Source organism: Pedobacter sp. AC212, from assembly GCF_979258625.1.
This window is the reverse complement of the sequence record NZ_OZ409870.1, coordinates 2,112,496-2,137,811: the sequence shown is the minus strand read 5'-3', so window position 1 is coordinate 2,137,811 and position 25,316 is coordinate 2,112,496. Positions and strand designations below refer to the sequence as shown.

General features: G+C 41.1%; 28 protein-coding genes. 8 read left to right on the top strand and 20 right to left on the bottom strand.

Features of this window, described 5'->3' with window-relative positions; translation table 11 throughout:
* Positions 1 to 61: 61 nt before the first annotated feature.
* The 16 genes from ACZZZC_RS09265 to ACZZZC_RS09190 all read right to left on the bottom strand — a co-directional run bounded on the left by ACZZZC_RS09265 (position 62) and on the right by ACZZZC_RS09190 (position 12,415).
* Complete coding sequence (locus tag ACZZZC_RS09265) at positions 62 to 376, bottom strand: DUF6660 family protein (protein WP_463486999.1); 315 nt, start codon at positions 374 to 376, stop codon at positions 62 to 64.
* 149 nt (positions 377 to 525) lie between these two features.
* Positions 526 to 705, bottom strand: coding sequence for a histone H1 (locus tag ACZZZC_RS09260; RefSeq protein WP_463486998.1), 180 nt, complete (start codon positions 703 to 705; stop codon positions 526 to 528).
* Positions 706 to 792: 87 nt separating this feature from the next.
* Positions 793 to 1,770, bottom strand: coding sequence for a hypothetical protein (locus ACZZZC_RS09255; RefSeq protein ID WP_463486997.1), 978 nt, complete (start codon positions 1,768 to 1,770; stop codon positions 793 to 795).
* A 300-nt stretch (positions 1,771 to 2,070) separates the two neighbouring features.
* The gene (traM, locus tag ACZZZC_RS09250; RefSeq protein ID WP_463486996.1) at positions 2,071 to 3,120 is read right to left on the bottom strand and encodes a conjugative transposon protein TraM; all 1,050 of its coding nucleotides are present in this window, start codon (positions 3,118 to 3,120) and stop codon (positions 2,071 to 2,073) included.
* Between the two features lie 19 nt (positions 3,121 to 3,139).
* Entirely contained in the window at positions 3,140 to 3,349 is a 210-nt protein-coding gene (locus ACZZZC_RS09245) for a hypothetical protein (protein ID WP_463486995.1), read from the bottom strand.
* Positions 3,350 to 3,352: 3 nt separating this feature from the next.
* Positions 3,353 to 3,967 (bottom strand): conjugative transposon protein TraK, encoded by a 615-nt coding sequence (traK, locus tag ACZZZC_RS09240; protein WP_463486994.1) that lies wholly within the window; start codon positions 3,965 to 3,967, stop codon positions 3,353 to 3,355.
* A 12-nt stretch (positions 3,968 to 3,979) separates the two neighbouring features.
* Positions 3,980 to 5,191, bottom strand: coding sequence for a conjugative transposon protein TraJ (gene traJ / locus ACZZZC_RS09235; RefSeq protein WP_463488231.1), 1,212 nt, complete (start codon positions 5,189 to 5,191; stop codon positions 3,980 to 3,982).
* Between the two features lie 11 nt (positions 5,192 to 5,202).
* Entirely contained in the window at positions 5,203 to 5,844 is a 642-nt protein-coding gene (locus ACZZZC_RS09230) for a TerB family tellurite resistance protein (protein WP_463486993.1), read from the bottom strand.
* Complete coding sequence (locus tag ACZZZC_RS09225) at positions 5,831 to 6,475, bottom strand: hypothetical protein (protein ID WP_463486992.1); 645 nt, start codon at positions 6,473 to 6,475, stop codon at positions 5,831 to 5,833. Before ACZZZC_RS09225 ends, ACZZZC_RS09230 begins: the two co-directional genes overlap by 14 nt.
* On the bottom strand, positions 6,462 to 7,247 hold the full coding sequence (locus ACZZZC_RS09220) for a conjugal transfer protein TraI (RefSeq protein WP_463486991.1): 786 nt from the start codon (positions 7,245 to 7,247) through the stop codon (positions 6,462 to 6,464). The genes ACZZZC_RS09225 and ACZZZC_RS09220 overlap by 14 nt, the downstream gene beginning before the upstream one ends.
* A gap of 11 nt (positions 7,248 to 7,258) precedes the next feature.
* Positions 7,259 to 7,627, bottom strand: coding sequence for a hypothetical protein (locus tag ACZZZC_RS09215; protein ID WP_463486990.1), 369 nt, complete (start codon positions 7,625 to 7,627; stop codon positions 7,259 to 7,261).
* 17 nt (positions 7,628 to 7,644) lie between these two features.
* On the bottom strand, positions 7,645 to 10,116 hold the full coding sequence (locus ACZZZC_RS09210) for a TraG family conjugative transposon ATPase (protein WP_463486989.1): 2,472 nt from the start codon (positions 10,114 to 10,116) through the stop codon (positions 7,645 to 7,647).
* An 8-nt stretch (positions 10,117 to 10,124) separates the two neighbouring features.
* On the bottom strand, positions 10,125 to 10,454 hold the full coding sequence (locus ACZZZC_RS09205; protein ID WP_463486988.1) for a DUF4133 domain-containing protein: 330 nt from the start codon (positions 10,452 to 10,454) through the stop codon (positions 10,125 to 10,127).
* A gap of 51 nt (positions 10,455 to 10,505) precedes the next feature.
* Positions 10,506 to 10,799 carry a DUF4134 domain-containing protein gene (locus ACZZZC_RS09200; RefSeq protein ID WP_047798098.1) on the bottom strand — a complete coding sequence of 98 codons (294 nt, stop codon included), beginning with the start codon at positions 10,797 to 10,799 and terminating at the stop codon, positions 10,506 to 10,508.
* An 85-nt stretch (positions 10,800 to 10,884) separates the two neighbouring features.
* Complete coding sequence (locus ACZZZC_RS09195; RefSeq protein ID WP_463486987.1) at positions 10,885 to 11,418, bottom strand: hypothetical protein; 534 nt, start codon at positions 11,416 to 11,418, stop codon at positions 10,885 to 10,887.
* A 121-nt stretch (positions 11,419 to 11,539) separates the two neighbouring features.
* On the bottom strand, positions 11,540 to 12,415 hold the full coding sequence (locus tag ACZZZC_RS09190) for an RteC domain-containing protein (protein WP_463486986.1): 876 nt from the start codon (positions 12,413 to 12,415) through the stop codon (positions 11,540 to 11,542).
* A gap of 182 nt (positions 12,416 to 12,597) precedes the next feature.
* Here ACZZZC_RS09190 and ACZZZC_RS09185 point away from each other — a divergent pair, with 182 nt between their 5' ends.
* Genes ACZZZC_RS09185 through ACZZZC_RS09175 form a run of 3 tightly spaced genes read left to right on the top strand, consistent with a single transcriptional unit; the run spans position 12,598 to position 14,999 of the window.
* Positions 12,598 to 13,224: a Crp/Fnr family transcriptional regulator gene (locus tag ACZZZC_RS09185; protein WP_463486985.1), complete on the top strand. Its 627-nt coding sequence runs from the start codon at positions 12,598 to 12,600 to the stop codon at positions 13,222 to 13,224.
* A 27-nt stretch (positions 13,225 to 13,251) separates the two neighbouring features.
* On the top strand, positions 13,252 to 14,664 hold the full coding sequence (locus tag ACZZZC_RS09180; protein ID WP_463486984.1) for a hypothetical protein: 1,413 nt from the start codon (positions 13,252 to 13,254) through the stop codon (positions 14,662 to 14,664).
* 8 nt (positions 14,665 to 14,672) lie between these two features.
* The gene (locus ACZZZC_RS09175) at positions 14,673 to 14,999 is read left to right on the top strand and encodes a hypothetical protein (protein WP_463486983.1); all 327 of its coding nucleotides are present in this window, start codon (positions 14,673 to 14,675) and stop codon (positions 14,997 to 14,999) included.
* A 61-nt stretch (positions 15,000 to 15,060) separates the two neighbouring features.
* On the opposite strand, the gene ACZZZC_RS09170 is transcribed toward ACZZZC_RS09175, so the two are convergent.
* The 3 genes from ACZZZC_RS09170 to ACZZZC_RS09160 form a co-directional block, all read right to left on the bottom strand.
* Entirely contained in the window at positions 15,061 to 15,552 is a 492-nt protein-coding gene (locus tag ACZZZC_RS09170; protein WP_463486982.1) for a DUF6169 family protein, read from the bottom strand.
* Positions 15,536 to 15,697: a hypothetical protein gene (locus ACZZZC_RS09165; RefSeq protein ID WP_463486981.1), complete on the bottom strand. Its 162-nt coding sequence runs from the start codon at positions 15,695 to 15,697 to the stop codon at positions 15,536 to 15,538. The genes ACZZZC_RS09170 and ACZZZC_RS09165 overlap by 17 nt, the downstream gene beginning before the upstream one ends.
* Positions 15,698 to 15,786: 89 nt before the next feature.
* Positions 15,787 to 16,206 (bottom strand): hypothetical protein, encoded by a 420-nt coding sequence (locus ACZZZC_RS09160; protein WP_463486980.1) that lies wholly within the window; start codon positions 16,204 to 16,206, stop codon positions 15,787 to 15,789.
* Positions 16,207 to 16,704: 498 nt separating this feature from the next.
* On the opposite strand from ACZZZC_RS09160, the gene ACZZZC_RS09155 reads away from it, so the two are divergent.
* The 5 genes from ACZZZC_RS09155 (at position 16,705) to ACZZZC_RS09135 (ending at position 24,982) form a co-directional block, all read left to right on the top strand.
* Positions 16,705 to 17,271: an RNA polymerase sigma factor gene (locus ACZZZC_RS09155; protein WP_463486979.1), complete on the top strand. Its 567-nt coding sequence runs from the start codon at positions 16,705 to 16,707 to the stop codon at positions 17,269 to 17,271.
* Between the two features lie 67 nt (positions 17,272 to 17,338).
* Positions 17,339 to 18,430 (top strand): FecR family protein, encoded by a 1,092-nt coding sequence (locus tag ACZZZC_RS09150; RefSeq protein ID WP_463486978.1) that lies wholly within the window; start codon positions 17,339 to 17,341, stop codon positions 18,428 to 18,430.
* Between the two features lie 176 nt (positions 18,431 to 18,606).
* Positions 18,607 to 22,134 carry a SusC/RagA family TonB-linked outer membrane protein gene (locus ACZZZC_RS09145; protein ID WP_463486977.1) on the top strand — a complete coding sequence of 1,176 codons (3,528 nt, stop codon included), beginning with the start codon at positions 18,607 to 18,609 and terminating at the stop codon, positions 22,132 to 22,134.
* Positions 22,135 to 22,139: 5 nt separating this feature from the next.
* Positions 22,140 to 23,525 (top strand): RagB/SusD family nutrient uptake outer membrane protein, encoded by a 1,386-nt coding sequence (locus ACZZZC_RS09140; RefSeq protein WP_463486976.1) that lies wholly within the window; start codon positions 22,140 to 22,142, stop codon positions 23,523 to 23,525.
* A gap of 8 nt (positions 23,526 to 23,533) precedes the next feature.
* Positions 23,534 to 24,982, top strand: coding sequence for a TlpA family protein disulfide reductase (locus ACZZZC_RS09135; protein ID WP_463486975.1), 1,449 nt, complete (start codon positions 23,534 to 23,536; stop codon positions 24,980 to 24,982).
* Between the two features lie 29 nt (positions 24,983 to 25,011).
* On the opposite strand, the gene ACZZZC_RS09130 is transcribed toward ACZZZC_RS09135, so the two are convergent.
* Positions 25,012 to 25,299 carry a hypothetical protein gene (locus tag ACZZZC_RS09130; RefSeq protein WP_463486974.1) on the bottom strand — a complete coding sequence of 96 codons (288 nt, stop codon included), beginning with the start codon at positions 25,297 to 25,299 and terminating at the stop codon, positions 25,012 to 25,014.
* Positions 25,300 to 25,316: the final 17 nt, after the last annotated feature.

Sequence of the window (25,316 nt, the reverse complement as noted above, 5' to 3'; positions counted from 1 at the left end):
TTGGATTTAATACATACGAGTTTGCATGCCAGATCTTGGCAGCAAAAAAACAAAAGATGTATTAAACTATTTGAGGAGGCTGGTAGATCTCGATGAACTGCTCAGCTAGTGCAGGGGTTCTATAACGAGAATATTGAGAAGGAGAAATTTCTATGATACTAAAAAAGGTTCTTGGCTGGATAAAATCTCTTGATACTGAACAGCATGAACAGGTGCAGAATGGCGTACAGGTTTCTTTTTGTGGATGATCATTTGCCTTAGAAGCCTTTTGGAAATTAGGTAGAGAAATATGGGCAGAAGAATCCTCCCTATCCTGACAAGGCATCAGGGTTAGCGCAGTCATATAAAAACACAATATGATGGCAAAATATTTCATCTAGTGCAAATGTAAAAAATTTTCCAGTAAAGCCTAATTTAATAAGTAGTCTTCCTCCCCATACACTAACACAATTACCATTATGCCTAAGAAAAAATGAGGCTCCTCTTTGTTAAAAGGAGCCTCACTATCCCAAAACAGCGATGGGGTTATTTGTCGCTATTTTTCTTTTCTGTTACCTCAGCTCTGATTTCCTGAGCTAAAACTTTAAGATCTTGCATCGCTTTACGAACTCGTGTACCCGCTGCCGCGTTACCACCATCATAAAATTTAGTTGCATCTGCTTCAATCGCTGATACCAGTTCTTTTACTTTTTCAAACTTTTCCATAATTGTTTCTTTTGCCGACAAACGGTCAGCGATTATAAAATTTAGTATTCGTTTACAAAAAACGAGCCGCTAAAATACAAAAAGCGCTTAAATGCCCAATCCCTGACTGGCAGAAACCTCTTTTCCCTTCGATTTTGTTACAGCTTTATTTAAGGATGGCTCTTTTAAGAATTGCTCTCTTTTTTCTGCTCTGCCGTTGGCGGCAAACATATTCAGCTGTGAATAACGTGGCACGGCTTCCACCTGCAACTTCACCTGTTCGCCATTTTTTTCTACGGTAATAATGGGACGGTCACCATTTTTTAATTGAGCTTCCAGTTTTTCTCTTTCCTTTGGATTCTCTAACTCTTTGATATTGAATTTATCAAGCACTTCTTTAAGGTTGAATCCATAAGATGGGTCATGATATTGGTTCATATTGAAGTTCATGTGCCTGTCTCGTGGCCCATCAAGATCCAGTTTCATCCAAGCCTTATATGGCAAACCGCCTTGAGTCAGCATATCCTCACGATAAACTGCCCTGCCTTCAATCAAATTCACGGATTGGGAGGCAGTAAATCCTTTGCCCCTTTCCACCCAGATGGTCTGCGGCAATGGCGGATTACGGAAAGTCCTGCCGAATTCCTTATCGACGTAATTGATCTTACCTTCTTCCATCGTAGCCAGCTTGGTCTTATGGGCGGCATCTTTTCCAACAGCAAGTTCGGCATTTCCGGTATGCTTCTTGAATACCTCAATGGCCTCGGCGACATTTTCTCTTTTGAAGACATTATTTTTTCCAGCGGTTTCACTCGGAGAAATAACCAAGTACTTTTGACCCGCTTCCAATGGCTTACCCTCATTGAGTGCTAAGTCATACTTATTCAAATAGTAATTTTCGGACTGGCCGGATTGTTTGAAGTGAAGATTAAGATCAATCTGTCCCTTATGTCCGTTGATCTGGTCCTTTAAAATAAACTCAGGAAGATTGGATTTCATGCTTTCTTCCATTTTCTCCTGGAGCGCCGCGCTGAAGCCCAGCGCTTTCATCTCAGACTTGAGATTTTCTAAATTGTTTAAGTTCATACTAATTGTGTTAATGGTTAACTGATTTGCTATTTTTAACTCTTTGTTAATTCATCGGCCTCTCGATAATAAATGGAAAAATCTTCTCCTCGACCTGGCAGATAGCCACGTCCATCTTTTTCTCGAACTCTTCCATTGCCTCATTCAAGGTCTTGAATATCAACACCTAATGGGGTTACAGCCCCAACTTTGCGGCTGCATTTCAAATACCACGTGCATCTCTGCTAGTCTTTTTGCATTTTCCAAAATGACGATCATTGGCTGCGCATGGTTGGTCTCCAGCCACATAAATAGCCTTGACTATTTTCTGGTCTGGTTATCCCGAAGCAAGACCGGATACCCTGCTTTCACTTTCATTTTTACCCGCCTCACTTTTTTTGAAAAAAGTCCTTTAGCGGCGTCAATACCAGCACCGGCTACCTGGGTTCCTATTGACTGGTCCATGCTCAGGAGCTGCAGGCTTCTGACCGCATCATCTGCACCCCCAGATAACGCGTTGTCCACTATTGCATCTGGCGCTGCAATTCCCTTAATCCCATCCAGGCTGTAGATGGAGAGGTCCACCGGGATGATATTCTTATCAATTCGAATGGTTTTGATGTCCACCAATAACCGTTGGTTGGTCAGATTACAAAGTCCGAAAATTTCATGCCCCTTCGGAATCGAGGTACCATTGATGGTCACAGTATCTGAAAGCACCAGTTTGAGCACAGCGCCCTGAACAAGGCTTTGTTTTGCCGCTACCTCGGCTGGAATGGCAGCAAATCTTTCTTCGGGTGCGGCATTGACTTGTTTAATGTAGGCATCTCGCACACGCTCGGGATGTTGAATATCCAATACCTTTTCTAGCATGCCGGAAAGTTGTTTCATTTCCTGGTCTTCACCCGAATTACCCTGCATGGATGACATAAGCTTTTCCAGCCTGTCAACATCGGTGCTCATCCCGGGCACTTTTATATTGCGCTCACGAGATGAGGGCATGACCTTAGTTTCGGTCGGTGCATTAATTTGGGCATTCAATTGCTGTAGTTTAAGATCAATATCCTTTGTCGGATCTGTTGCCTGCGAAGTGCTGAAGCCAAATCTGCCCGCAACCTCTTCCAAATGCCCGGAACTCGTTTTCGATGAGTCCCGCTGGGTTTCCTGATAAATCCCCATTTTGCCCGCCGGTTTTTCCTTACCAAAGCTGGCATTAGGAAGGGAAGCGTTGATGCCTGCATTTTCGATACCTTCACCCTCTACCATCTTTCCGCCGCCCATGGCATAGAAGGCCAGGGAAAGAAATGGCAGGATCAGTATTGGCAGGACGAGCAGAATTTTTCTTTTGTCACTGATTTTTTGATTTTTCATGTTTTTATTGTTTAAATGGTTAATGAATGGCACCGATGATGAGCTTCAGCAAGACGGCACCAATGATGACAATAAAGCTGACCAGCACTAACAAACGCCCTTTTGATGAAATGTTCCGGCATTTAAGATTGAGATGATCTGCCAATCTTTTTTGACCGGAAAGTATTTTCTGATTAAGCCCGGACATCCCCGTGGACTTGCCTTCCTTAATATTTAATTCCTTTTCCATTTGCTAGGGGTTTATGGGTTCATCGTGGTTGTCAAGGGTCTCCCAGCGCTGAATCAAAAATCCGTGAGGATTATTATCCGAGCGGGAAACATTTCTCAGGGTTCCGGCAGTAATGAGCTTTCGGGTCACCGTTGAAGTTGCCCGAATCAATTTTTGTGTGGCATAGCACCTGAAGCGGTAAGGGTACTCCGCAAGATTGAGCGAAGTACTGTCGACCACGATTTCCTGAGAGATATTTGCTGAGATCAGGTTATTGAAATACCCTTTTTCCTTGAGGTTATCATAGGCCCGCTTAGCACTTTCATCCGCCAAATTTAAAGCGGACGAGATATTGGACTGAATGACCTTTTCATCCGGATCGAGGGTAAAAAAGTAGTGGTGGAACATTTTAATGTGATCACGGAGTTCCACTGCGATATTATCCTTCCGCTCCCCGGATACTGCTTCCAGCACCTTGCCATTGGCAAGGATGTAAACCCGCTGCTGGGCACGGTTGGCTAGGCTAAATCCCTTGTAAATTGCGAACCCGGAAATGCAAATACAGGCGATAATCAGAAAAAGGCTGAAGCGCTTGATGTGCTGAAAAGCAGTATCGATATTTTTGAATTGCGTGAACATAAGCGATAAGGTTTAAGTATTTTTACCAGAAATTTTGTCTTTTTGATAACTTCCCTGATCAGGAAAGTAGTCGCCTTGGGCAGCGGAAGCATAACCTTGAGATGGAACTCGGGCCTTATCCCCAAGCACATCGGCGACCATGCCCCCTGCTCCTGCGGCAGCACTCATCCCGGACCTTGGTGCAGCAACGACCAAAGAATTGACTTTGGTTAGTATTGCATTTCCCCCACCTGCGTGAACGACGTAATTGGCCACATTGGGCACCGAGAAATAGCCTACAATTCCGATGATGAGAAAGACCAGGTAAGCCGTATCGGTGGAAGAAAAGAAGGTATCCCCTTGGGCCTCGATCTGGGACAGATCCACCTTGATCATGTTTTCCTGAATCTTACCCAGTATGCTTCCAAAGATGTTGGCAATGGGCAGCCATAAAAAGATATTGACATACCTGGCGAGCCAGACGGTCAGCGTTTGCTGAAAACCGTCAAAGACGGCAAACCCAAATACCAGCGGTCCCAGAATAGCCAGTATGATCAGAAAGAATATCCGGATGGTATTGATGCAGAGTGAAGCTGCAGCATAAAGCACTTCCAAAACTTCCTTAAGCCAGGATTTAATCGAATTGCGCAGGTTATAGCTCTGTTTTTCCATCCAAAACTGCATCGAGTTTCCCAGCCCATCCAAAAAAGTTTCGTCATCCCGGCCCGGATCTTTTGGATGGGTATATTTATACCATTTATCACTATCTCCCTGACCACTTTCCCCGACGTACATCTGCCAGTTCTTTGATTTTTTGATGGCCGCTTCTTTAAGTTTTAGCAGACGCTCAATCGCTTCGTTGCTGTCGCTGACCATTGCACCGGTAGCAGAAACGGTTGGCTTGAGCACACCATTCATAATCCCGAGCACCGCCGGGAACATCATGATGCATAGGCCCAGGGCGAACGGGCGAAGCAAGGGATAAAAATCGATAGGCTCCGCAGCTGCAATCTGCCGCCACACGCGGCTGGCGATATACCAAAGGGCACCGAATCCCGCTATCCCCCTGGCCACGTCTATCAAACGAGAGCTTAAGGGAATCATCTCTTCATACACATGGTCCAGTACCGCCTGCATCCCTGAAAGTTCACCGGATATCCCCTGAGCAAAACCAGCGAAGGGAAAAATAAAAAGGACAAGGCCAACCCATGCTCCTTTAAAAGGGAGATTAAATAATTTTTTCATCATCTTAAATTTTAGTTGACTTTAAACAGCTCTTTTGCGCCTTGAACATCACCCAGCGCACCCTTCCGCTGTAGGAATAACAGGCCAGCTTCCTGGTTGAATGTTCTCAAAAACACCAATTTATCGGAAGTATCCTTGAAAATCCGGTCAATGGCGGAAAGCCTTTCCTCATCACTCATGCGAAGCGAACCTGCAGTGAGCACCAGGGTCAGTTCTTCGAGGTTGTTCTTGCTTTGATCAAACAGAACAGAATATACCTTGGAAATATAATCCAGCTCACCACTGTTCATCAGACCGGAAGCATTGAAGTTTTTCAGTGCACGCTTGTATTCTGAAACGATATCCTTTTGAGCAGTGATGATGTCCGCAACCCGGGCATACTTGCGCACTTCAGGCGAGACTAAGAGGAGCCCATCCAGAAAGGTTTCGTGAAGGGAAAAATTTCCCTGTGAGATATTTTTCACCGCATTGTATCCAGTGGAAATAATGGTGTAGCCTTTTTTCATATCGCTCAGGATATTTTTAAGCTGGCTCAGTTTTTCGACATTCAACAGCAACTGTTGGGCTTCAGTAGATTGACCAAAACTTCGGGCACAAAACAAAAAGCTGAGCACACCGAATAAAGCAACCATAGTTGTCTTACTTGTTTTCATACCATTCCTCCATTTTTTTTATCGTTTCCAGTTCTCTTGTCCGTTCGGCACCAAGCTGCCGGAAGGTATTGGAGAAGCTAAGCGCAAAGCTTCTTTTCTCCTGCATTTGAATATGCAAACGATCTATGCGAAGCAGCCTTTCATCATCTGTCAATTCTGCCCTTCCGGAAGTGATGATGAGCAGCAGCTCTTCCATATCCCCCAGACATTCATCCAGCAGATTGCTTCTGACCAGAGCAAAATAAGAGATATGTTGAGCGGTCATGCCATTAGCGCTGCGCAAGGCATTGAAAGCTTTTGATACATCAATTTGCATCTGGATGATCTCCGCTACCTTTACATTATTTCTGATTTCCGGACTTACCGCTTTTAGCGAACTAAAAAATGCGCCGTGCAGATCAAATTCTCCCTTGCTGGCATCTTTAATAAAAGTGAGTCCGGAATGGCCGATCTCATATCCTTTCTTTAAATACCCGGCGTAAAGTTTCAGGGCAGCAACCTGTTCGAGCAGATACTTTTGTTGCGTCTTTTTCTGGGAAAACCATTCCGACCAGGTCTGCGCCTTTACTGTCCCGGAAACCAATAATGCCAGTATCATCAGCGCGGAAAATTTTCTTTTAATCGATTCCATATAGCTCCTTTAATTTAGCGGCTTCCTCAAGCGATACTGACCTTTTGATGCTTAAGTCAATATTGCCGGAATTAAAAGTCCTGAGGTCCGTATAATTTTCTTCCATTTTCGCCGCTGCATTATTGATGATTTCCAGCCGTTTTCCATCACTCATCTGAGTCTTAAAGGAATTGACGACCAATAATACCTGATCAAGGTTCTTGACACTTTCTTCCAGGATCCCGAGATAGGTCTTTTGCATCTGATCCAGTTCGTCCACGGTAAAATGTCTGTCCTTTTGAAAAAGACCCCAGGACCACTTGTATTCATCCACGATGGCGATCTGCCGCTGGGTGAGATCTTTCACCCGTTTATAATACGTGATTGCGGTCTTGACTTTCCACAGCGAGGTATAATATTCACTGTAGAGCTCCTTTTGTCTTTCTGTCCAGTCGGCAATTTCGGTGAGCTTAAGCTTTGACAGCTGGTTTTCAAGGACCTTTTGCGCATTCTGTAGCCAAATGGTTTCGTTCTGGAGGCGCTGAACTTTCAGATCCACTGCGCGGATGACTTTTTTTACCCCTGCCTTGATCACTTCCAGTACCGCGATCTGCGCGTTCGCTCCTTTTGGAAGGCTCACGCAGATGGTCATCGCACTGACCGGCAGGATTACCATATAGTTTTTCATAGTCTTTTTGATTTTGCTCACCAGCAGGCCCAGGATCTTCCGCGGACTGCTTAAGCTGTTTCTGATTTTGGTGCGTGGCCACGCACCGTTTGTTAGAGATCTCATGTTTTTTGGGCTTATTTTTTAATGTATTTTCTTTTCCCTACCAGCAGATAGCCAGAATCAGGATGGATGGTGATGAGCTTTCCTCTTTTCACTACGGTTAAGGATTTGGTTCCCTCATCATAAAGGGCTTTCCATTCTTCCTGCTCATATTGCCTTTTGCCAGCTTTACCATTTTCGATCAGGTTAAATCCTGTTCGGCGATGGATCAGGAAAGTGTTGCCCTCGCCGGCTTTAATAGCGAGGGTATCATCAGCCTTGCTAAATTCACCCCCGGCGGAATTGATGAATATTCCAGCCAGAAATGACCTGGACTCATCGTTCTGGCAGCCCATGAGCTGAATGAGGCAAACCGCAGCTAAAATCAATCGGTAATTTTTCATAATCAATTTGTTTTTTTTTATAGGTTAATGGATTTGTTTCTGATATCGGTGGCGAGACTTGCGATACCTTTTTGCACACTCCCAAGCTTATCCGCATATTGCTGAACCAAAAGCTTTTCCTTTTCTTCAGTGGTATAGCAGAGATATTCTTCCAGACTTACCTCTGTCCGATAGACCTGACTGTGCTGGCCACCCAGCGAGATGAACACCTCCTTGTATTTTTTGGTTGGATCATTGTTCCGGTTCATGGACAAAATTTGGGATTTTTCCTTTTCAGTGAGGCCCAGCAATTCCTGGATATCGTTGAACTTATTCTGATACTTGCTCTGATCAAGCAGGATTTTACAGTCCGAATTATTGATAATGGCCTGCTTCACGACCGGAGAAGAAATGATATCTTCCACCTCCTGGGTAACCACTACAGCCTCCCCAAAGAATTTTCTGACCGTTTTAAACAGATATTTGATATACTCCGCCATTCCCTCTTTAGCGATGGCCTTCCAGCATTCTTCAATCAGAATCATCTTGCGGACACCTTTGAGCTTGCGCATCTTGGAAATAAATACCTCCATGATGATCAGCGTCACTGCCGGAAAAAGAATGGGATGATCTTTTATGGCATCAAGTTCAAATACGATGAAGCGTTCAGAGAGCAGATCTAGTTGCGCGGTTGCATTGAGCAGGTAATCAAATTCTCCACCCCGGTAATAAGGCTTTAGCACATAGAGGAAACTGTTGATATCAAAATACTGCTCACGAACCTTGTTTTCCTCGAGCACCAAAAGATAATCTCCGGCCAAAAATTCATAGAATGAATTGAAGCATGGAAAGATATCGGGATGAGCATCCAGGTGTTTAAAGTAAAGGGTCAAGCCGTTTGAAAACCCAACATATTCAGAACGGGTAAAGGTTTCGCCTTCCTTTTTGGAAAGCGCGAGCAAAAGTGTTTTAATGCTTTCCTTTTTTTCGGTATCCAGTACATCCCCTTCGCTTAAGTAAAATGGATTGAAGGCGATGGGACTTGCTTCGCTATAGCTGAAATAATATCCACCGACCAGATCACAAAGCCCTTTATAGCTATGCCCCACGTCAACTAAAAGCACATGGGTACCTTGCTCGTAATAGCTGCGCACCAAGTGGTTGGTGAAAAAGGACTTACCGGACCCAGATGGGCCGAGAATAAACTTGTTTCGATTGGTGGTAAATCCCCTGGTAATGGGCTCATCAGAAATATCCACATGGACCGGACGGCCTGACAGCCTTTCGCCCAGACGAACCCCGAAAGTAGATCTAGAATCCCGGTAATGGCTTTCCATATTAAACATGCAGGTGGCTTGCTCCAAAAAAGTATCAAAGCTATCATTCATCGGAAAGTCCGCCTGATTGCCGGGAAATCCCGCAAACCAGATCTGCGCCTGGCCATCAGTTTCGCGTTTGGCGACCGCTTCAATGGCAGCCATGGCAGACGACACCCGGTTTTTGATCTCCTTTTGATCCATGGGATCATCTGACCAGGCCATGATGTTGATGTGTGATTTTACAGGCATCCTGCCCAGTGCGACCGCTTCATTTAAAAAGTCGTTGACCGCGTCCCTGGAAATAGAATTTTCCCTTGAATAGCTGGAAAGGGATTGCAGGCGAAGCTTTTTAGCTTCCAGGCGTTTAATGGTTTTTTGGCTATCCCCAATGAACACATATTGATTGAGGATATGATTGCCTTTTAAAAGCTGGCCCAGCGGACTGGCAAAGCCGACGCTAAATTTGGAGCGGTCTGTCGAGTACGGCTCATAATTGATCCGGCTGCCGCAGAATGGTGGTAAGTCCTCGGTGTCGGCCAGAGTATAAATTTCCATTTTCTTCTCCCCTACAGCAATCCCGCCCTGCAAATTGATGTCGCGGATAATCGGCATATCGCCTTCCCCTAACAAAAAACAATACCGTTCTATAATGCCAGCCTTATTGGCGGTTCCGGCAAGATCGTCATCGGATAACCTTTGAAAGCTAACAAACCCGGAATCATGCAGGATACGCTCAAACTGTCCGGCTTTATCTAAAAAATCAGCTACCAGAACCGAATTGATCGTCTGTGTGGGAACTATTGATCTACGCAATATGTTGCTCACCGCGGAGCTGGAAGGTTTTCTTCCGGCAGGTTTTTTGGTCAAAAAAACATAGCAGGTATGCTGCGTAAAAGGGCGCTCATTGAAGAACCGTTCACTGGAGCGGGAAAAGAAGGCCAGTCCATTTTTTTCAAAATCTGCATGGAAACTTTCAGTTAAAAACCAGTCCTGTTTATGGAATATGCTATCTGCGGGCAACACTTTGATCGCTTTAACCCACGCCTGATGATAGGCTTCATAGTCCCGGTCGGAAAGAGAAAAAATCTCAGGCAATGTTGCTTTAAATCCAATGGTAATGTCCCCGCTATGAGAAAGGATGCAGCTGTGTTCTATTTTATAAACGGGCAGTATGTTAATGGCCTCTTTCATAAGCTTAGTTATTGATGATTGGGATATTTCAGTCCGGTGAAGATTCTCCTTGAAGAGAATCGGATATATTTGGGAAGGCCTTTTTTGGCGATGTACTTCATGAGCCCATGTTCACCAAAGCGGTGGCTGAGGCGAAAGGTGGTCATGAATAAAGCACCTCCTAACAAGGCAATCAATGGCAGAACGATCAGCAGACTAAGGCCCGAGATGTATAGGATTGCAAAGGACAACAGCAGCAGCACGAGCCCGACGGCGAGATAAGCAATATATTGTGCCTTTAGTCCCTTAAAGACAATCGGCTTGGATACGCCCTTATTGATCTGATAAATGGTTGCCATAATTTTAAGCTTTTTAGTGTTGATTTTTAAATTCAAAAACCTTTAACCCGGCTATATCCCGAAGAAGGATTTGAGGACGGTGGCCACCACGACCAGAAATATGCAGCTACCAAACCAGGCCGCGGCGACCTTATTGGTATCGGATTCTCCGGCGTTCCACTTGTTAAATACTTTAATGGCACCGATGATACCCACGACCGCACCGATGGCATACATCAGATCGCACCCGGTATCGAAATACCCTTTAACCTTATTGGTTGCTTCCTGAATTCCGGCATTTCCATCCTGGGCGAAGCAGGAAACTGAAAAGATATAATTGAGTGTCAGCCAAGCAACGGAGAACATGGCGGTTTTTAGTAGAGCTAGTTTTTTGGCTTCTTTGAATGAGTTATTTTCCATGATAAAATTCGTTAAGTAAAAAATCAGTTGATTAATCCCAGAGGTATTCCAGTTCTTCCAGAGTGAATGCAAAAGGGGCACGGTCACGGATAAACTCATTGATTCTGCCGATGTTGGGATTAGATCCGATGCGTCCGTATTTTTCACTGATCATCGCGGCCAGGGAGAAAAAGTCCTGCTTGGTGCCATCCTCTTTTTCGAGGATCCCAAATATTTCTTTCAGCTCCTGAATCACATCAGGCACCAGCCCCAGTTGATCTGATTTTAGATCTTCATCATTGTAAGCGGAATGATCACCAACAGAAAAACTCAATGCGCCCATGCTCACCACTTCCAGTCCTTCGGGCATTTTGGATTTGCCCATAATTTCCTGCTCTGCCAGATCATCTTGTTTTTCAGCAGATCCCGCATCACCTAATGAAATTATAGGGGATTCAGCGGGCGAACCAGAGAGAAAGGCAATCGCATCTTTACGAAAGACGGTAAGCAGGAGCGCGAGATACCAGAGTGCGCTTAACACGGCGAAGAAAATGAGGAAAGTTGTCCAGGAAAATTGTTGTAACATAAATTTGAGATTTTCCGGCCTGCACCATTGCCGGCCTTTGTTGGTACAAATGTTGGGAAGTGGCAAATTTTTGATTCAGTACTACCGCAGGTACTACCCAACGATTTTTAAAAAACAAGCATTAGAAGCCGTAACGGCTTCTTTGATCCTCCGGAATCCAGGCATCGCTATCCTCTATGCGTTTCGATACCAGTTGTTGCATCTCATCGAGGTAACGGGTCTTGCTCATCGACTTACGCCTTTTGATATCGGCGAAACGCTTGAAGTAGCCCGAGATGTTTACCTGAAAAACTTGACCAAAAAACTCCATCAGTTCTGAAAGGCTGATCTTACCTCCATTAACCTGACCCGTTTCATATACCCCGTAAACCAATTCCACCATATTGACCGCCTCTCCTGTCCACTTGAGATCTTTGAAAGCATTCTTATGCATCGCCTCCTCTCCACCTCTTCGCATTTCTATTTCTTGTTTGAGCGATTCCTGGAGCTTTTCGTAGGCGATGAACTTAGAAAAAAGGTAATCCGCCACCGTTGAAAACGAGGGGTCCACATCGGGAACTTCGGCAAAACCTACCAGCTGGCTGCCTCCATTTCTGGTAAAATACCGGTCGTCCAGATCAACAGCCCCAAGGCGGTAGTATTGATAGATAAACTCATTCTGCCTGAAAAACCGGTCAATAAAATAGAGCTGGGATTCCAGATGGGCGATCTGCTTGTCCTTACCCAGAAGTGGCATGCTGGTCTCAATCGCGTATCGTTCGGTGATCAAAATCAATAACGAATAGATCTGAGGCTTTCCCCTCTTAAAAAAATAGATTTCTTCTTCTTTATTGGCGAACCCGGAGTTTGTGAGCTCGATCTTCAACTGCGCCAGCGCTTTTTGAACGAGCGCTAAACCACTCCTGAATTTCTCCAGGGAATTTTCAATGGAAGTAGTTTCTTCAACTTGAAGCGAGACTTCCGCATACAGTTTTTCTGATAGTTTCTTTAGGTTCATGATCATACTTTTTATGTTAACGATTTGAGCAGCAGTCAATCAGAAATTGAAAAAAGAAATTTTTAAGGAACCTGCTAAAACAAAAGCGAAAAAATTCCGTTAAAAAAGTATCTCCTTCCGACAGGACAATATTATTCAGGTAAATGCAATGAAAAGTTGATTTGTGACACAATCGACACTGCATGAAAAATTATTCTAAAAATGAGGCCGATCTATTAGAGACACTGGGCTTTATAATTCCGCTACCCGCACCCTTTCAGAAGCGCGTAAACGAGGAGGTCATCACTGAGACATTTAAACGAAAACACCTGTTGCTCAAGCCTGGTGAAACTGCCCGAAAGTTATACTTTATCAGGTATGGGTTCCTGCGCGCCTATTTCATTGACAGCAATGGTAAAGAGTGCACCACCTGGTTCATGGGAAAGGGCGATCTGATGATCTCGGTGTATAGTTTTTTTACCCAAAAACCCGCTTATGAGTACATAGAGGTACTTGAAGACTGTAAACTTCAATCACTAACCTGGAACCAGTTGAACAGTTATTATGCCGATTTTGATGAGGGCAATCTGCTCGGTCGTATTGTGACCCAGAAGTACTATTTGCTAAGCGAAGAACGGGCGCTTTTCCTGCGTACCCAAACCCCGGAAAACCGTTACGAGATGCTGATTGAAAAATACCCTGATATCGAACAACAAACCACTCAAAGCAATATCGCTTCTTATCTGGGAATAAGCCGGGAAACCTTGTCCAGAATTCATCGAAAAAAACTGGGATTGTGTCACGTGACACAAAACGGCACCCAAATTTAGTATTGTTTTAAACCTCAAAATTCCGTTATGAAAACAAAACTTAAAATTTTCATCCTCTTTATGTTTACTCTTTCCGCCTGTAAGAAAGATAGCCAAGAACAATATAGCCCTGCTCCCTCTCCTACAAACATCACCCTGACATTGGCAGATGCCAAGGCTTTCATAGCGCAAACTCACCAAACTGTCGATAAATCCGTAATAAATGATTTGCAATTAGATTGGCAGACTGCAACAAACACCATATTAAAGGATGGCAACATCTGGAAATTAACCCTTGCTGGACGGCCAATTTACCAAGGCGTTGAACAGGGTTACAGGCAACTAGCCATAAAAAGAAACAGTAAAACCAACGAAATTGAAGCCCGAATTGTAGAAGTATTACCAGACGCGATATATCTTCAGAAAGGAAACGTCCGAAATTCTAATTTTACGGGCCGGGTATTCGAGTATGACCTAGCGTATAAACTAACAGGCGGTCAACTATATAGTGATGGTAAGCAAATAGGAGAAATCGGACCAAAAGAAAACTTTGAGCTGCAAAAACAGGGCGTACTTGGGGATCTGAACCCACTAAAGGGTGCTCAGGGCAAACTGATGAAGATGCAGGTCATTGAAAGTTGCGCCTGGTATCAAGACAGCTATGTGGATGCCAGTGGCGAATTCACAGTTCATTCCGAAAGAATTTGTAGTTATTCCTTTTATGATGACGGGATGAGTTTCTGGGGAGGCGGTGGCGGAGATTCCTATGGTGGAGAAAGTTCAGGAGGAAGTAGTAGCGGTGGCGGCGGAGGTGCCCCTTCTACCAATCCAACACCTCCCGCTCCCGCCCCATCCAACCTACCCGGAGAAAACAATAATAAAGTTGATCCAAAAAAAATGATGGAATGCTTTTCACAAATCACAAATCCAAACGCCGCTTTTGTGGTCAGGGTTTACGTTGTAGAACCTCAGCCAGGAACTTCTTTTAATGTTGGTGCAAATAGTTTTGGTCATGTTGCGATATCCCTGAGCAAAACAAGTGGAAGTACCACGATTACCCAAACATTAGGATTCTATCCAACTGGTTCCGGATTAGATAAACTTGACTCAAAATCTCAAATTATTGACAATGGGTATGATGAATATAACATAAGCGCAACCTATTACGTTAATAGTGAAAGCTTTGAAAAGGTTATCAATTATGTGAGCAACCCACCACAACAATACCATTTTACGGATTTTAATTGCTCGGCTTTTGTATTTGGAGCCGGTCAGGCAGGTGGTATTCCGATCCCAGATCCTACAACAATGATAGGAATCAGTGGACCAGGTGGTGCAGGATATGCAAAAACACCTGCAGGTATGGCAAATGCCTTAAGAGAACAAAAAGCAAGTAATCCAAATTCAGACATCAATCAAGGAGGCGGAAATATCCCAAAAAGTAACGGACCGTGTAACTAAATAATACTATGAAAAAACGCAACAGGATAATTATAATTACAGTTGCTGTAATTATAACCTTAAGTAATACTCCTCCCATTCAATATTTCTTTCGGGAAAGTTACCATTACCAAAATCGAGATGGTAGTTTTGAATTTACTGAACAAGGTGGACCAACACAAGGTTTTGATGTAACGAAGCGCAGATTTGAAGCATTCAAAACCGACAATCCCTCAAACCCCAATAAAACCCTCTATAGAACTTTCATCATTAAACCTTGGAGATTTTGGGAATGGTGGCAAATGATATTTAATCATGAGCGGTTTACTTTGCCATATTATCCCAAGGACAGTTAATAAATAAAATAGTAGCTCTAGATAAATGACTCCTGAGTGCAACACCCTTATATAGATGAAGTTAATGCTTTTGATTATTAACTTCTTCTATATAAGCATCAACTGCTCCCTCTAAAAGAGGCAATAATGGATTATTCTCTGCTACTAATATGCCTCCATATAAAATCCCGCCCTTAACTTCGGTATTCTTTTTAATGTGCAGAATAGTTCCCGCAAGCTCTCGGTGCCAGAGACTAAATATTATACTTCTATGTCTTGCAAAACCATCATCATCATAACAAAAATATAGGATAGCTTTTTCTCCGTTTTTATCAAAAAATACTTTTATAATATGAATGATGGTCGCTTTGATCTTCTCATCGAATGAACTCGAGAATTTTCCAGTCTCAAAGTTTCCTGCCCTTTCAAAACCGAAGCTGTAAACAGTATGATTATTTCCTTCTATATCAGTAACTGGGCATTCAATAAAAAACACTGTATAGTCTAGCCCACCGTCAGTTGTAAAAAGATAAGAACCAGAGTCAGATTTGGTGAGTTTATATAGGGCTGACAAAATTGATGCCTTTTAATTTAGACAAATCTTTACCCTCACGAATTGCATTGATAACACGTTTCTTATCTTCAATCATTTTGATCAAAGGATTTGGCATAGATTTTTGAACATCTTTACCCTCAACTATGTTTATATTGCGTGACATTATTATACAAATATAATTATATATTATTACTAACACAAATATCATGCTAATAATAAACTATTACAAAAATCCTTAAATAGTGTCTCCATCTATTTTAATAGTTGCAATTCTCTTCTTAGAGACTCAATTTCAATCTGTTTTTCTTTTAATTCTTTATAACAATCCTTTAACTCGTTGAGATGAGAAAGTATAGTTTTAGCATCCTCAGCCTCTCTGACCTTATGTTTTTCAATAATTTGAACCAGATCATTATAACTCAGTCTTCTATTTTCAACTTGCCCTAAATTGTTATCCTCTAAATACTGAGAAAATTCTGGAAATTCATTCTGAAAATAGTAATCTAAAACCTTTGCATATTTGTATAGGACGTCAAAATCTAATTCGGACTGCAATTTATGCTTGTAAAATGTTGACTGGGTATAACCCGCTAATTTAGCAATTTTCGTTATGGTTAGATGATGACGCTTTGCTACTTCCGCTAAAATTTTTCCTCTGTGTTTTGTTGACATGCAAGAATAGTATTGAAAATGCTATTGAACAATTCAAGATAACCAGAGTTACAACTGAAATAAAATATTGAATTTTATATAATTTTACGTCATATATTAATATATTTACATCATAATACGTCTTATTACATCGGATTATACATGATATTCGATGATTTTAATTGTTTTTTACAACTATATGTCCTATTTAGAAAGTCTGAAGACTAAATTTAAAGGACAATATTTTTTAATAACTTTGCAGTTCTAAATATACAATTAGGACTGCCAAACGAGCTTCGTTACTAAATCTGGTAAATTTATCCAAGCGAAGTAAGTACTGCATCGAAACCTTATACAGGCTATAGGGTACGGTGCTTGCTTATTTTTTACTTGGAGCCTTCCGAAAGGTTGGCCGGCCCACCAGAGCCATGTAGTAGAGGATAGTAAGTTGCCGTGCCCTATTGCCATAAAATAGACACGCTCTTCTCCTCCTTGGGGCTCATCAAAATATGATGAGCGATGACAAAGGTTCAAAAAATTTTAGATTCAGAACTATTAATCCAATTAAAAAACGGAAACCATTCTGCGTACACCGAAATTTACAACCGCTACTTTTATTTAATGTTCACTTTCGCTTACAAGAAGCTTAGGGATGAAGAACTTGCAAAAGACTTTGTTCAAGAACTTTTTATAAACTTATGGAACAAAAGAGAATCACTTTCCGAAAGCGGGAAACTCTCGTCTTACCTATACATATCTATCAGGAGCAGAATTCTTGATTATTTTGCCCATCAAAAAGTACAAACTAAATACCTGGACTTCTTAAAAAATTATCAGATTAAGATAAATGAGCAAACGGATCATCTGATAAGAGAGAAAGAACTGAGCAAATATATTGAAAAAGAAATCCAAAGGCTTCCCAGAAAAATGAGGCAAGTTTTTGAACTAAGCAGAAAAGAAAATTTAAGTCATACCGAAATTGCCGAGAGATTAGAAATCACTGAAAACAACGTCTCTCAGCATCTATCTAATGCATTAAAAATCTTCCGAATTAAGCTTGGAAATATACTCCCATTATTATTTTAATTTTATTAAGAAAAAATTCTAAGATCAACATTTGCAAATCGTACTACATCCAAATCAACTCGCTGAAATGGACAACGAACAAGCAAGGGAACTTTTAAGGAAGTACAATTCGGGTCAATGCACTGAACCTGAAAAGGCATTGATTGAGAAATCATTCTTTGCATTCAATGAACAATCAGTTGAAATTTCCCAAAAAAAAATTAAAGCAATCAAAAAACAAGTTTCCAACGGGTTACCTATATCCAAATCACGTTCTTTAAAAGTTGTTATCACTATTTCGACTGCCGCAGCTGTCATTGCTTTCGCAATCTATATGTTTAACCCCCAACCAGAGAATAGTATAAACAGAAGTCTGCGTATAGCAGAACAAATTTTCCCAAAAGGAAATACAGCATTGATCACGCTATCAAATGGAAAAACTATTGAGCTTGATCAACATCATAATGAGTTAAATATAAGCGACTCTGGATTAAGCTATAGCGATGGAAAAAAAATAAAAATGAATTCCTTGGTGGAATCGCAAACCATCTCTACCCCTAAAGGTGGAGAATATAAGATAGTGTTGTCCGACGGCACCAAAGTATGGCTAAACGCCGCTACTGTTTTACAATATCCTACCAGTTTTAGAGAGCGGACTGAACGTAGGGTAAAATTGGTCAGCGGCGAGGCTTACTTTGAAGTAGCCAAAGACAAAAACCACCCATTTATTGTTTCTTCCAAAAATCAAAATCTCACAGTTCTTGGAACTCATTTCAATATTAATACCTATGAGAAAAATGTTAGCACTACTCTTTTAGAAGGTTCAGTTAAACTGGAAACTAAAAATGAGTTTGCTTCCATCATATTAAAGCCAGGAGAGCAATCCACAGCAGATGGCGCAAGTTTTAAAAAAACTGATGGCGATCTGGAGTTGAATATGGCCTGGAAAAATGGCAAGATAAAGTTTAGGGATGCAGATTTAAAATCGATCTTAAATGAGGCAGAACGATGGTACGATATCAAAGTCGAGTACGAAAATAACATTCCAAACATGCATTTGACGGGTGGAATCTCAAGGAAATCAGATCTATCAACATTGCTAAAGTTGTTAAAGATGAGCGGAGTAAATTTTTCGTTGAACGAAAAAAAAGGAACTAAAACCTTGATAATAAAATCTTAACACACAATAAAAGTCCACTTTAACCCTGATAGCCTATGTAGAAATTTGAAATTTAATTTTAGTTAATGATTCCAGATAAAAAAGCCGGAGGTGTTTTCGAAGAACACCACCGGCAAAGTCTGGTGAATTAACATCAAGCACTAACCTAACATTTTATAACCAAACTAAACAAAAGTATGATTTTTTATCAACTGAGGGGCAACTGTGACCAAAAACATCCCTACCCACCGCCAAAAACTTTATTTAAGGCCTTAAACTGGCGATATTTAAATAGGCTATTTTTAAAAACAATTCCGCTATTTTTTTTAATTACCGGGATCTTCTCATCCAATGCAAATGCACAGAACATTACCCTTAAAACAAACCAAACTACACTCCGGTCAGTACTGAACAAGATAGAGCAACAGAGTGGTTACGATTTTTGGTACAATAAGGGAACAATAAACGAATTTGAAAAAATCAGCACTGATTTTAAAGACCAATCATTAAATGAGGTATTAAAATACATTCTCCTGCCGAGAAAGATAAGCTTTGAGATTGTAGACAAAACCATTTTCTTGAAGCCAACAATAATCAAAGATCAGGATAAATCCAACAAATCCAAGATAGATCTTGAAGGGGTTGTTATCGATCGTGAAGGAAAGCCTATCCCGAACGCAACCATAAAAATCAAAAATACAGATGTCATAACTATAGCAAACGATTCTGGAAGGTTTAAGATAACAAACCTGGGAAATGAAGGAATTTTGATAGTGAGCTCACTGGGTTTTGCACTAACTGAAACCTCGTTTTCATCTGATAAGAGGTCTTTAAAAATTGTTTTAGAAGCAGAACAAAATACACTCGAGGATGTTCAAATCGTTTCAACGGGTTACCAAAATCTACCGAAGGAGAGAGCGACAGGAAGTTTTGTGCTGGTTGACAGCAACACTATAAATCGTAGAGTCGGAGCTAACATACTAGACCGGTTAGATGGGATTGCAAGTGGTGTAATATTCAACAAAAATCAAGGTGGCGGTATTACCTCAAACATTTCGGTCCGTGGAAGAAGCACTTTGTTCGCGAACCCTTCTCCATTAATCGTATTGGATAATTTCCCCTATGAGGGAAGTTTAGACAATATCAATCCAAATGATATAGAATCAATTTCGATACTGAAAGATGCCGCAGCTGCAAGCATTTGGGGTGTAAAAGCAGGTAACGGAGTGATCGTGCTAACTTCTAAGAAAGGCATGGCAAGAGACAATGTTCGCATTACTGCTAATATAAATGCCACGTTGATTTCCCGTCCAGATTTACATTACCGACAACAAATGACCTCATCGGAATACATTGATTTAGAGAAGTATCTTTTCGATAAAGGTTTTTATAACTCCACGATTAATAGTGGATATCGCACCATTTCACCGGTAGTGGATATTCTTTTTAAAAATCGTAGTGGAGTCATCACGACTGCTCAACAGGATGAATCGTTAAATTCTTTAAGGTCATTCGATATTCGGGATGATATGGAAAAATACCTATATAGGCCCTCTTATAATCAGCAATATTCCTTAAGTGTGGATGGGGGAGGAAAAAACAATACCTTTTATATCTCGGGAGGTTACGATATAGTTAAACCAAGCCTTGTTGTCAACCAATATGAACGATTTAATCTCAATATTAGAAATACTTATTCCCTCTTTGATCAGAGGTTGCAGATTTCAGCAGCAATATTACTCGCCACGAGCAAATCCAAAGGAAATGGCAACTCCTTTTCGAGCCCTTTTGTGCCTTATCTTCAACTTGCAGACTCATCAGGCAACCCATTACCTGTGGTTACAGAGGGAGGATTAAGAAAGCAATACACTGACACGGCTGGTAGAGGCGGATTGTTAGACTGGAACTATCGCCCATTGGACGAAAACTACAGCAATAATAAAACGAAGCTTACAGATTATAAACTTAATGGAGATGCAAAATATAGGTTGCTTAAAGGCCTGTTTGTTGGAATGAATTTCCAGTATCAAAAAGGCACAAGCAACTTTAATCAGTTAAGTCCAGAGGAATCATTCTTTACCCGCAATTTGATTAATTCTTATACTAAGCTCAATCAAACGACACTGGCAGCAATAAGACCAATCCCCTTAGGCTCTATCAATACAAACCGGAACACAGAATATATTTCAAACTACGGACGAATTCAGGCTGATTTCAACAGGAGCTTCAATCTACATAGCATTTCGGCACTTGCAGGATTTGAAATTAAAGATTACAAATCCTCGCTACTTTCCGCTCAACAATACGGGTTTAATGCAGCGAATGCCACCTTTACCCCTGTGGATTTCATCACCAATTTCACTCAATATTTTTCAACGGCTACAGCAAAAATTCCTTTAGGTTCGTCAATTGACTATACGATAGACAGATTTAGGTCAAGTTTTGTGAACTTTTCTTATGCTTACGACAATAGGTACATCATTAGCGGCAGTGCAAGAAAAGATGAATCCAACATCTTTGGCGTAAGCGCCAATCAGAAAGGTGTTCCGCTATGGTCTGCAGGAATTGCATGGAATCTGAGTAATGAGGCCTTCTACAGCTTTCCATTGCTGAAGTCAGTCAAAATCCGAGCAACTTTTGGCTACAATGGCAATGTTGATCGTTCCACATCTGCATATTTAACAGCGAGAAGTAGTATCATAAACAACTGGAATATCCCATCTCTAGAAGTTGCAAATCCACCGAATCCATCTTTAGGCTGGGAAAAAGTGCAAAATGCAAACTTTGGTATTGATTTTACAACTAAAGGCAATCTTTTTTCAGGGAGTGTTGAATATTTTGAGAAACGAGGCCAAAATTTAATCGCCAATAGTCCCACTGCACCTCAGACAGGTGTGGTACAGTTCAAAGGAAACGCAGCAGATACCAAAACCTCAGGATGGGACGTTGTGATTACCAAAAATTATGGAAATGATAATTTCAGGTGGTTAAGCTCACTGTTGTTCAGCTACAATAGAGAGTTAATAACAAATTATAAAGTCAAGCAAAGCAGTAACCTGAACATTGCTCAATCAAACTTTAGTAATCCACTAGAGGGCTATCCTTATACTGCAATTTTCAGCTTCGCGTATTTAGGACTAGATGGCCAAGGGAAACCCATCGGCAGAATAAACGGTTTGCAAAACCAAAATTACAGTGGAATCATTAATTCCAATAACGCCGCCGAACTTGTCTACAATGGTTCTGCTATACCCACCTTTTATGGTTACTTCCGCAACGACTTTTCATTCAGAAATTTCGAACTTTCATTCAACATTGGATATAAATTAAATTATGTTTTTCGCCGTTCGGGCTTATTTGGTGGTAGTAGCTATGCCTACACCAATGTTGATTTTGAAAAAAGATGGCAGAAACCGGGCGACGAATCAATAACCAACATACCTGCCCTTTCTTACCCTGCAAACACTGCTCAAAATTCGTTTGTACAATACTCTGAGATCAGTGTCGAGAAAGCCGATCACATCCGGCTTCAGGATTTTAGATTAAGCTTTCAACCAAACAATAGTAACAAAAAGCAAATCTTCAAAAATTTAAAATTCTATGCTTACGCCCAAAACCTGGGAATCATCTGGAAAGCGACCAAGCAAAACATAGATCCAGATATAGGTTCTGGCCTTTATCGAAACCCATTCAGTTTTTCAATAGGAATTAGTACCAATCTTTAAAAACCATGAAAAGTAATTACATTTTTTATATCCTTATCTGCTGTTTTTTTTATGGCTGTAAAAAAGATTTTCTAGAAGCAAAGCCTAGTGCTTCAATTGTGAATCCGACATCCATAAGTGAATTTCAATCGTTATTAGATAACAGCAATATTCTAAATAAGACAGGTGCACTTGCAATGATTTCTTCAGATGAATACAGCATCGTAAACAAAATTGATTTTGACGCCTTCAGCGCACAAACCCTGAAAAATGCATACCTCTGGCAGAGCGATATTTATTCGGGTGAGGTAAACATTCCGGATTGGAACCAACTTTATAGTGCCATCTTTTATGCTAATAATGCACTGGACGGCGTGGAGAAAATTGAGCGACTACCATCCAATACTGCACAATCGGATAATCTAAAAGGGGCTGCATTGTTTTATCGAGCTTTCGCGTATTTCGACCTAGCCAGAAATTTTTGTTCCGTGTATGCTTCATCGCAGGCTGTTAATGACCCGGGACTTCCATTACGGAAATCAGCAGGAATAGATATCATCGAAAAAAGATCAAACCTAGAGGATACTTTCAGTTTTATTATATCTGATTTGGTTCAGTCTGTTTCGCTTTTGAAAGACGATTACCAAGCATTTAATAAAAACAGGCCATCAAAGGCGAGTGTATATGCGTTGCTCGCGAGAATATATCTTTATATGGGTAGGTATAAAGATGCTGAAGAAAATGCAGATAAATGCATGGCAAAATACAGCAAATTAATTGACTACAACAATGTCAGCCAGACGAGCGACATTCCATTCTCATATTCCACGGATGAGACCATTTTCTACAGCACGCAAGTAGTAGCTTATTCACAGACAACAGCCTACACAACTGTAAACACAGCAATCAAGATTGATCCGACTTTAATTGCTCTTTATGAATCCAACGATTTGAGGTTGAATATCTTTTATGTTAAAAATGCATTGGGTAATATAAACGTGAAAAGAGGATATGTAGGCGGTGGATTTTACGCCTTCTCCGGACTTGCAACAGATGAGGTTTTATTGATTAAAGCAGAATGTGCCGCAAGAAGTGGCAGACCAGACATCACTGCAGCTTTGTTAAACAATTTGCTTGTTAACAGATATCGGAAAGGAACTTTTGCACCTGTGTCAAATCTTTCCAGCGATAAAGCGCTGAATTTGGTTTTAAGTGAGCGGCGGAAAGAACTGGTTTGGAGAGCATTAAGGTGGTCAGACTTAAAACGACTCAATCGGGATGGTTCCAGTATTACACTGGAACGAAACCTTGGTGGGACAATTTATACCCTTTCTCCTAACTCCACAAAATATGTATTTCCAATTCCTGATGACGAAATCGCGCTGAGCGGCATCCAACAAAATATAAGATAAAAGTTACCATGATGAAAAAACTATTGTTAACAACATTGCTCGGACTAATCTTTTGTGGCGTAACATTGGCAAAAAGAGAATACAAGCCAATTATCATCTCAGGCACCATCAGTGCAGAATTTTTAAATTATGTAAAACTGCCTGAAGAAATCAGGTATTATAGCAAATACCAGTCACGACAACCCTGGGAAGGAAGGCAAATTTATAAAGTTAGCGTTAAAAACAACAACTTTAAAATCAAGATATATCCTTCTTCCTCAGTTGGGTATTTCGAACTGTGGTGGTTACAAATGTTCTCCTTAAATGGTAATCATTTTGTGATTGAAGCTGGCGATTCTGTTCATATTGATTATAAAAACCCAAAAGATGTAATCTTCACAGGGAAGGGTTCATCGAAGTTAAATTTTCAACATACGATGGGAATGGAAATCCACAAATTCCAAAAAATCGAAGACAGTAATGACCCAAACCGGATCATTGATAATCAGAAACGAAAAGTCGAAAAGAGTAATCTCGTCATGTCCAGTTTGAACCAATATAAAAAAGACTGGAAAAATGACACCTTTGAGCTCATCAAGTTGAATGCATTCTCGGCCATAAATGATTACTTTTTAGCCGCTATTGAGCCGCTTCCGGGAATAGGACTAGATTCCACCTATAGGAAAGCTTTAACCAATGAAGTCCGAAGGCTTTTTGTCGAGCAGAACAGTTTTGCGGTCCCATTTAGTTTCAGCTTACGCAAAAGCCATATCTATCATGAATATATGTTGCATCTGAATGAACTCTATCAATTGGTCTCAAATCAATCGGGAAGTCAAAGTCCGTTCGAATTTGTATTCTCAGCAATACGGTTAAATTATGAGGGCTTATTACATGACGAATTACTGAAAAACCATTTTCTAAAGCATATCAACAAAAATAAATATTCTACCGCATTACTACTCGAGGCAATTGAATCGGTCCAGGATCGGAAATGTAAAGAACGGCTGAAAGCTATTTTATCATCAAGGGATGTGGGTACTCCTGTGTATGATTTTTCATTTGAGGATATTCATGGCCGCAACATTTCATTGAACATGCTAAAAGGAAAAGTCATCGTGATTGATACCTGGTTTTACGGTTGCGGTAATTGTATCTTGCTGACTAAAAAAATGGAACCAATTGTGGAGTATTTTGAAGGGAAAGATGTGGTATTCTTGAGTGTCAATGTCGATGCTGATCGTCGAAAATTTCAGGTAGGGGTAAAAAGTGGCAAGTATGGGAGCGAAAAATCACTCTATACTTATACTAATGGGCTGGGGCAGAATCATCCTATGTTGAGATATTATAATTATATCTCTTATCCTAATTTACTTATTGTCGGGAAAGACGGGAAATTAATATCAGGTACCCCCCCCAGGCCCATCTCTGAATCAGATAGCAAAGCGTTTATCGCTATTATTGAGCAAAATCTGTAGCCATTCATAATGGCTACAGATTTCAACGACTATGGACGATAGCCATTACTATCGGATTCATCAACTGTTGGTGCGGGCAAAGCACTGGTCGCATCAATTGTTGCTCCTTCATCATCCCCAAAGGCAACGTAACATTTTTTAGATGGTCCAGAGAGACAATCGTCCGGATTTGGTTCAGATACCGGCGCTGTCCCGATGCGGGTGTATATTGTACCATTAGAGTTGAGTGTGTAGTACCAGGCATCTACTTTTACTTTTTTTGATTCACTTCTAAAAGCACTAAAACCTACAATCATTGCAACTGCTGCGAAGCTCATGATCATTTTTTGAACTT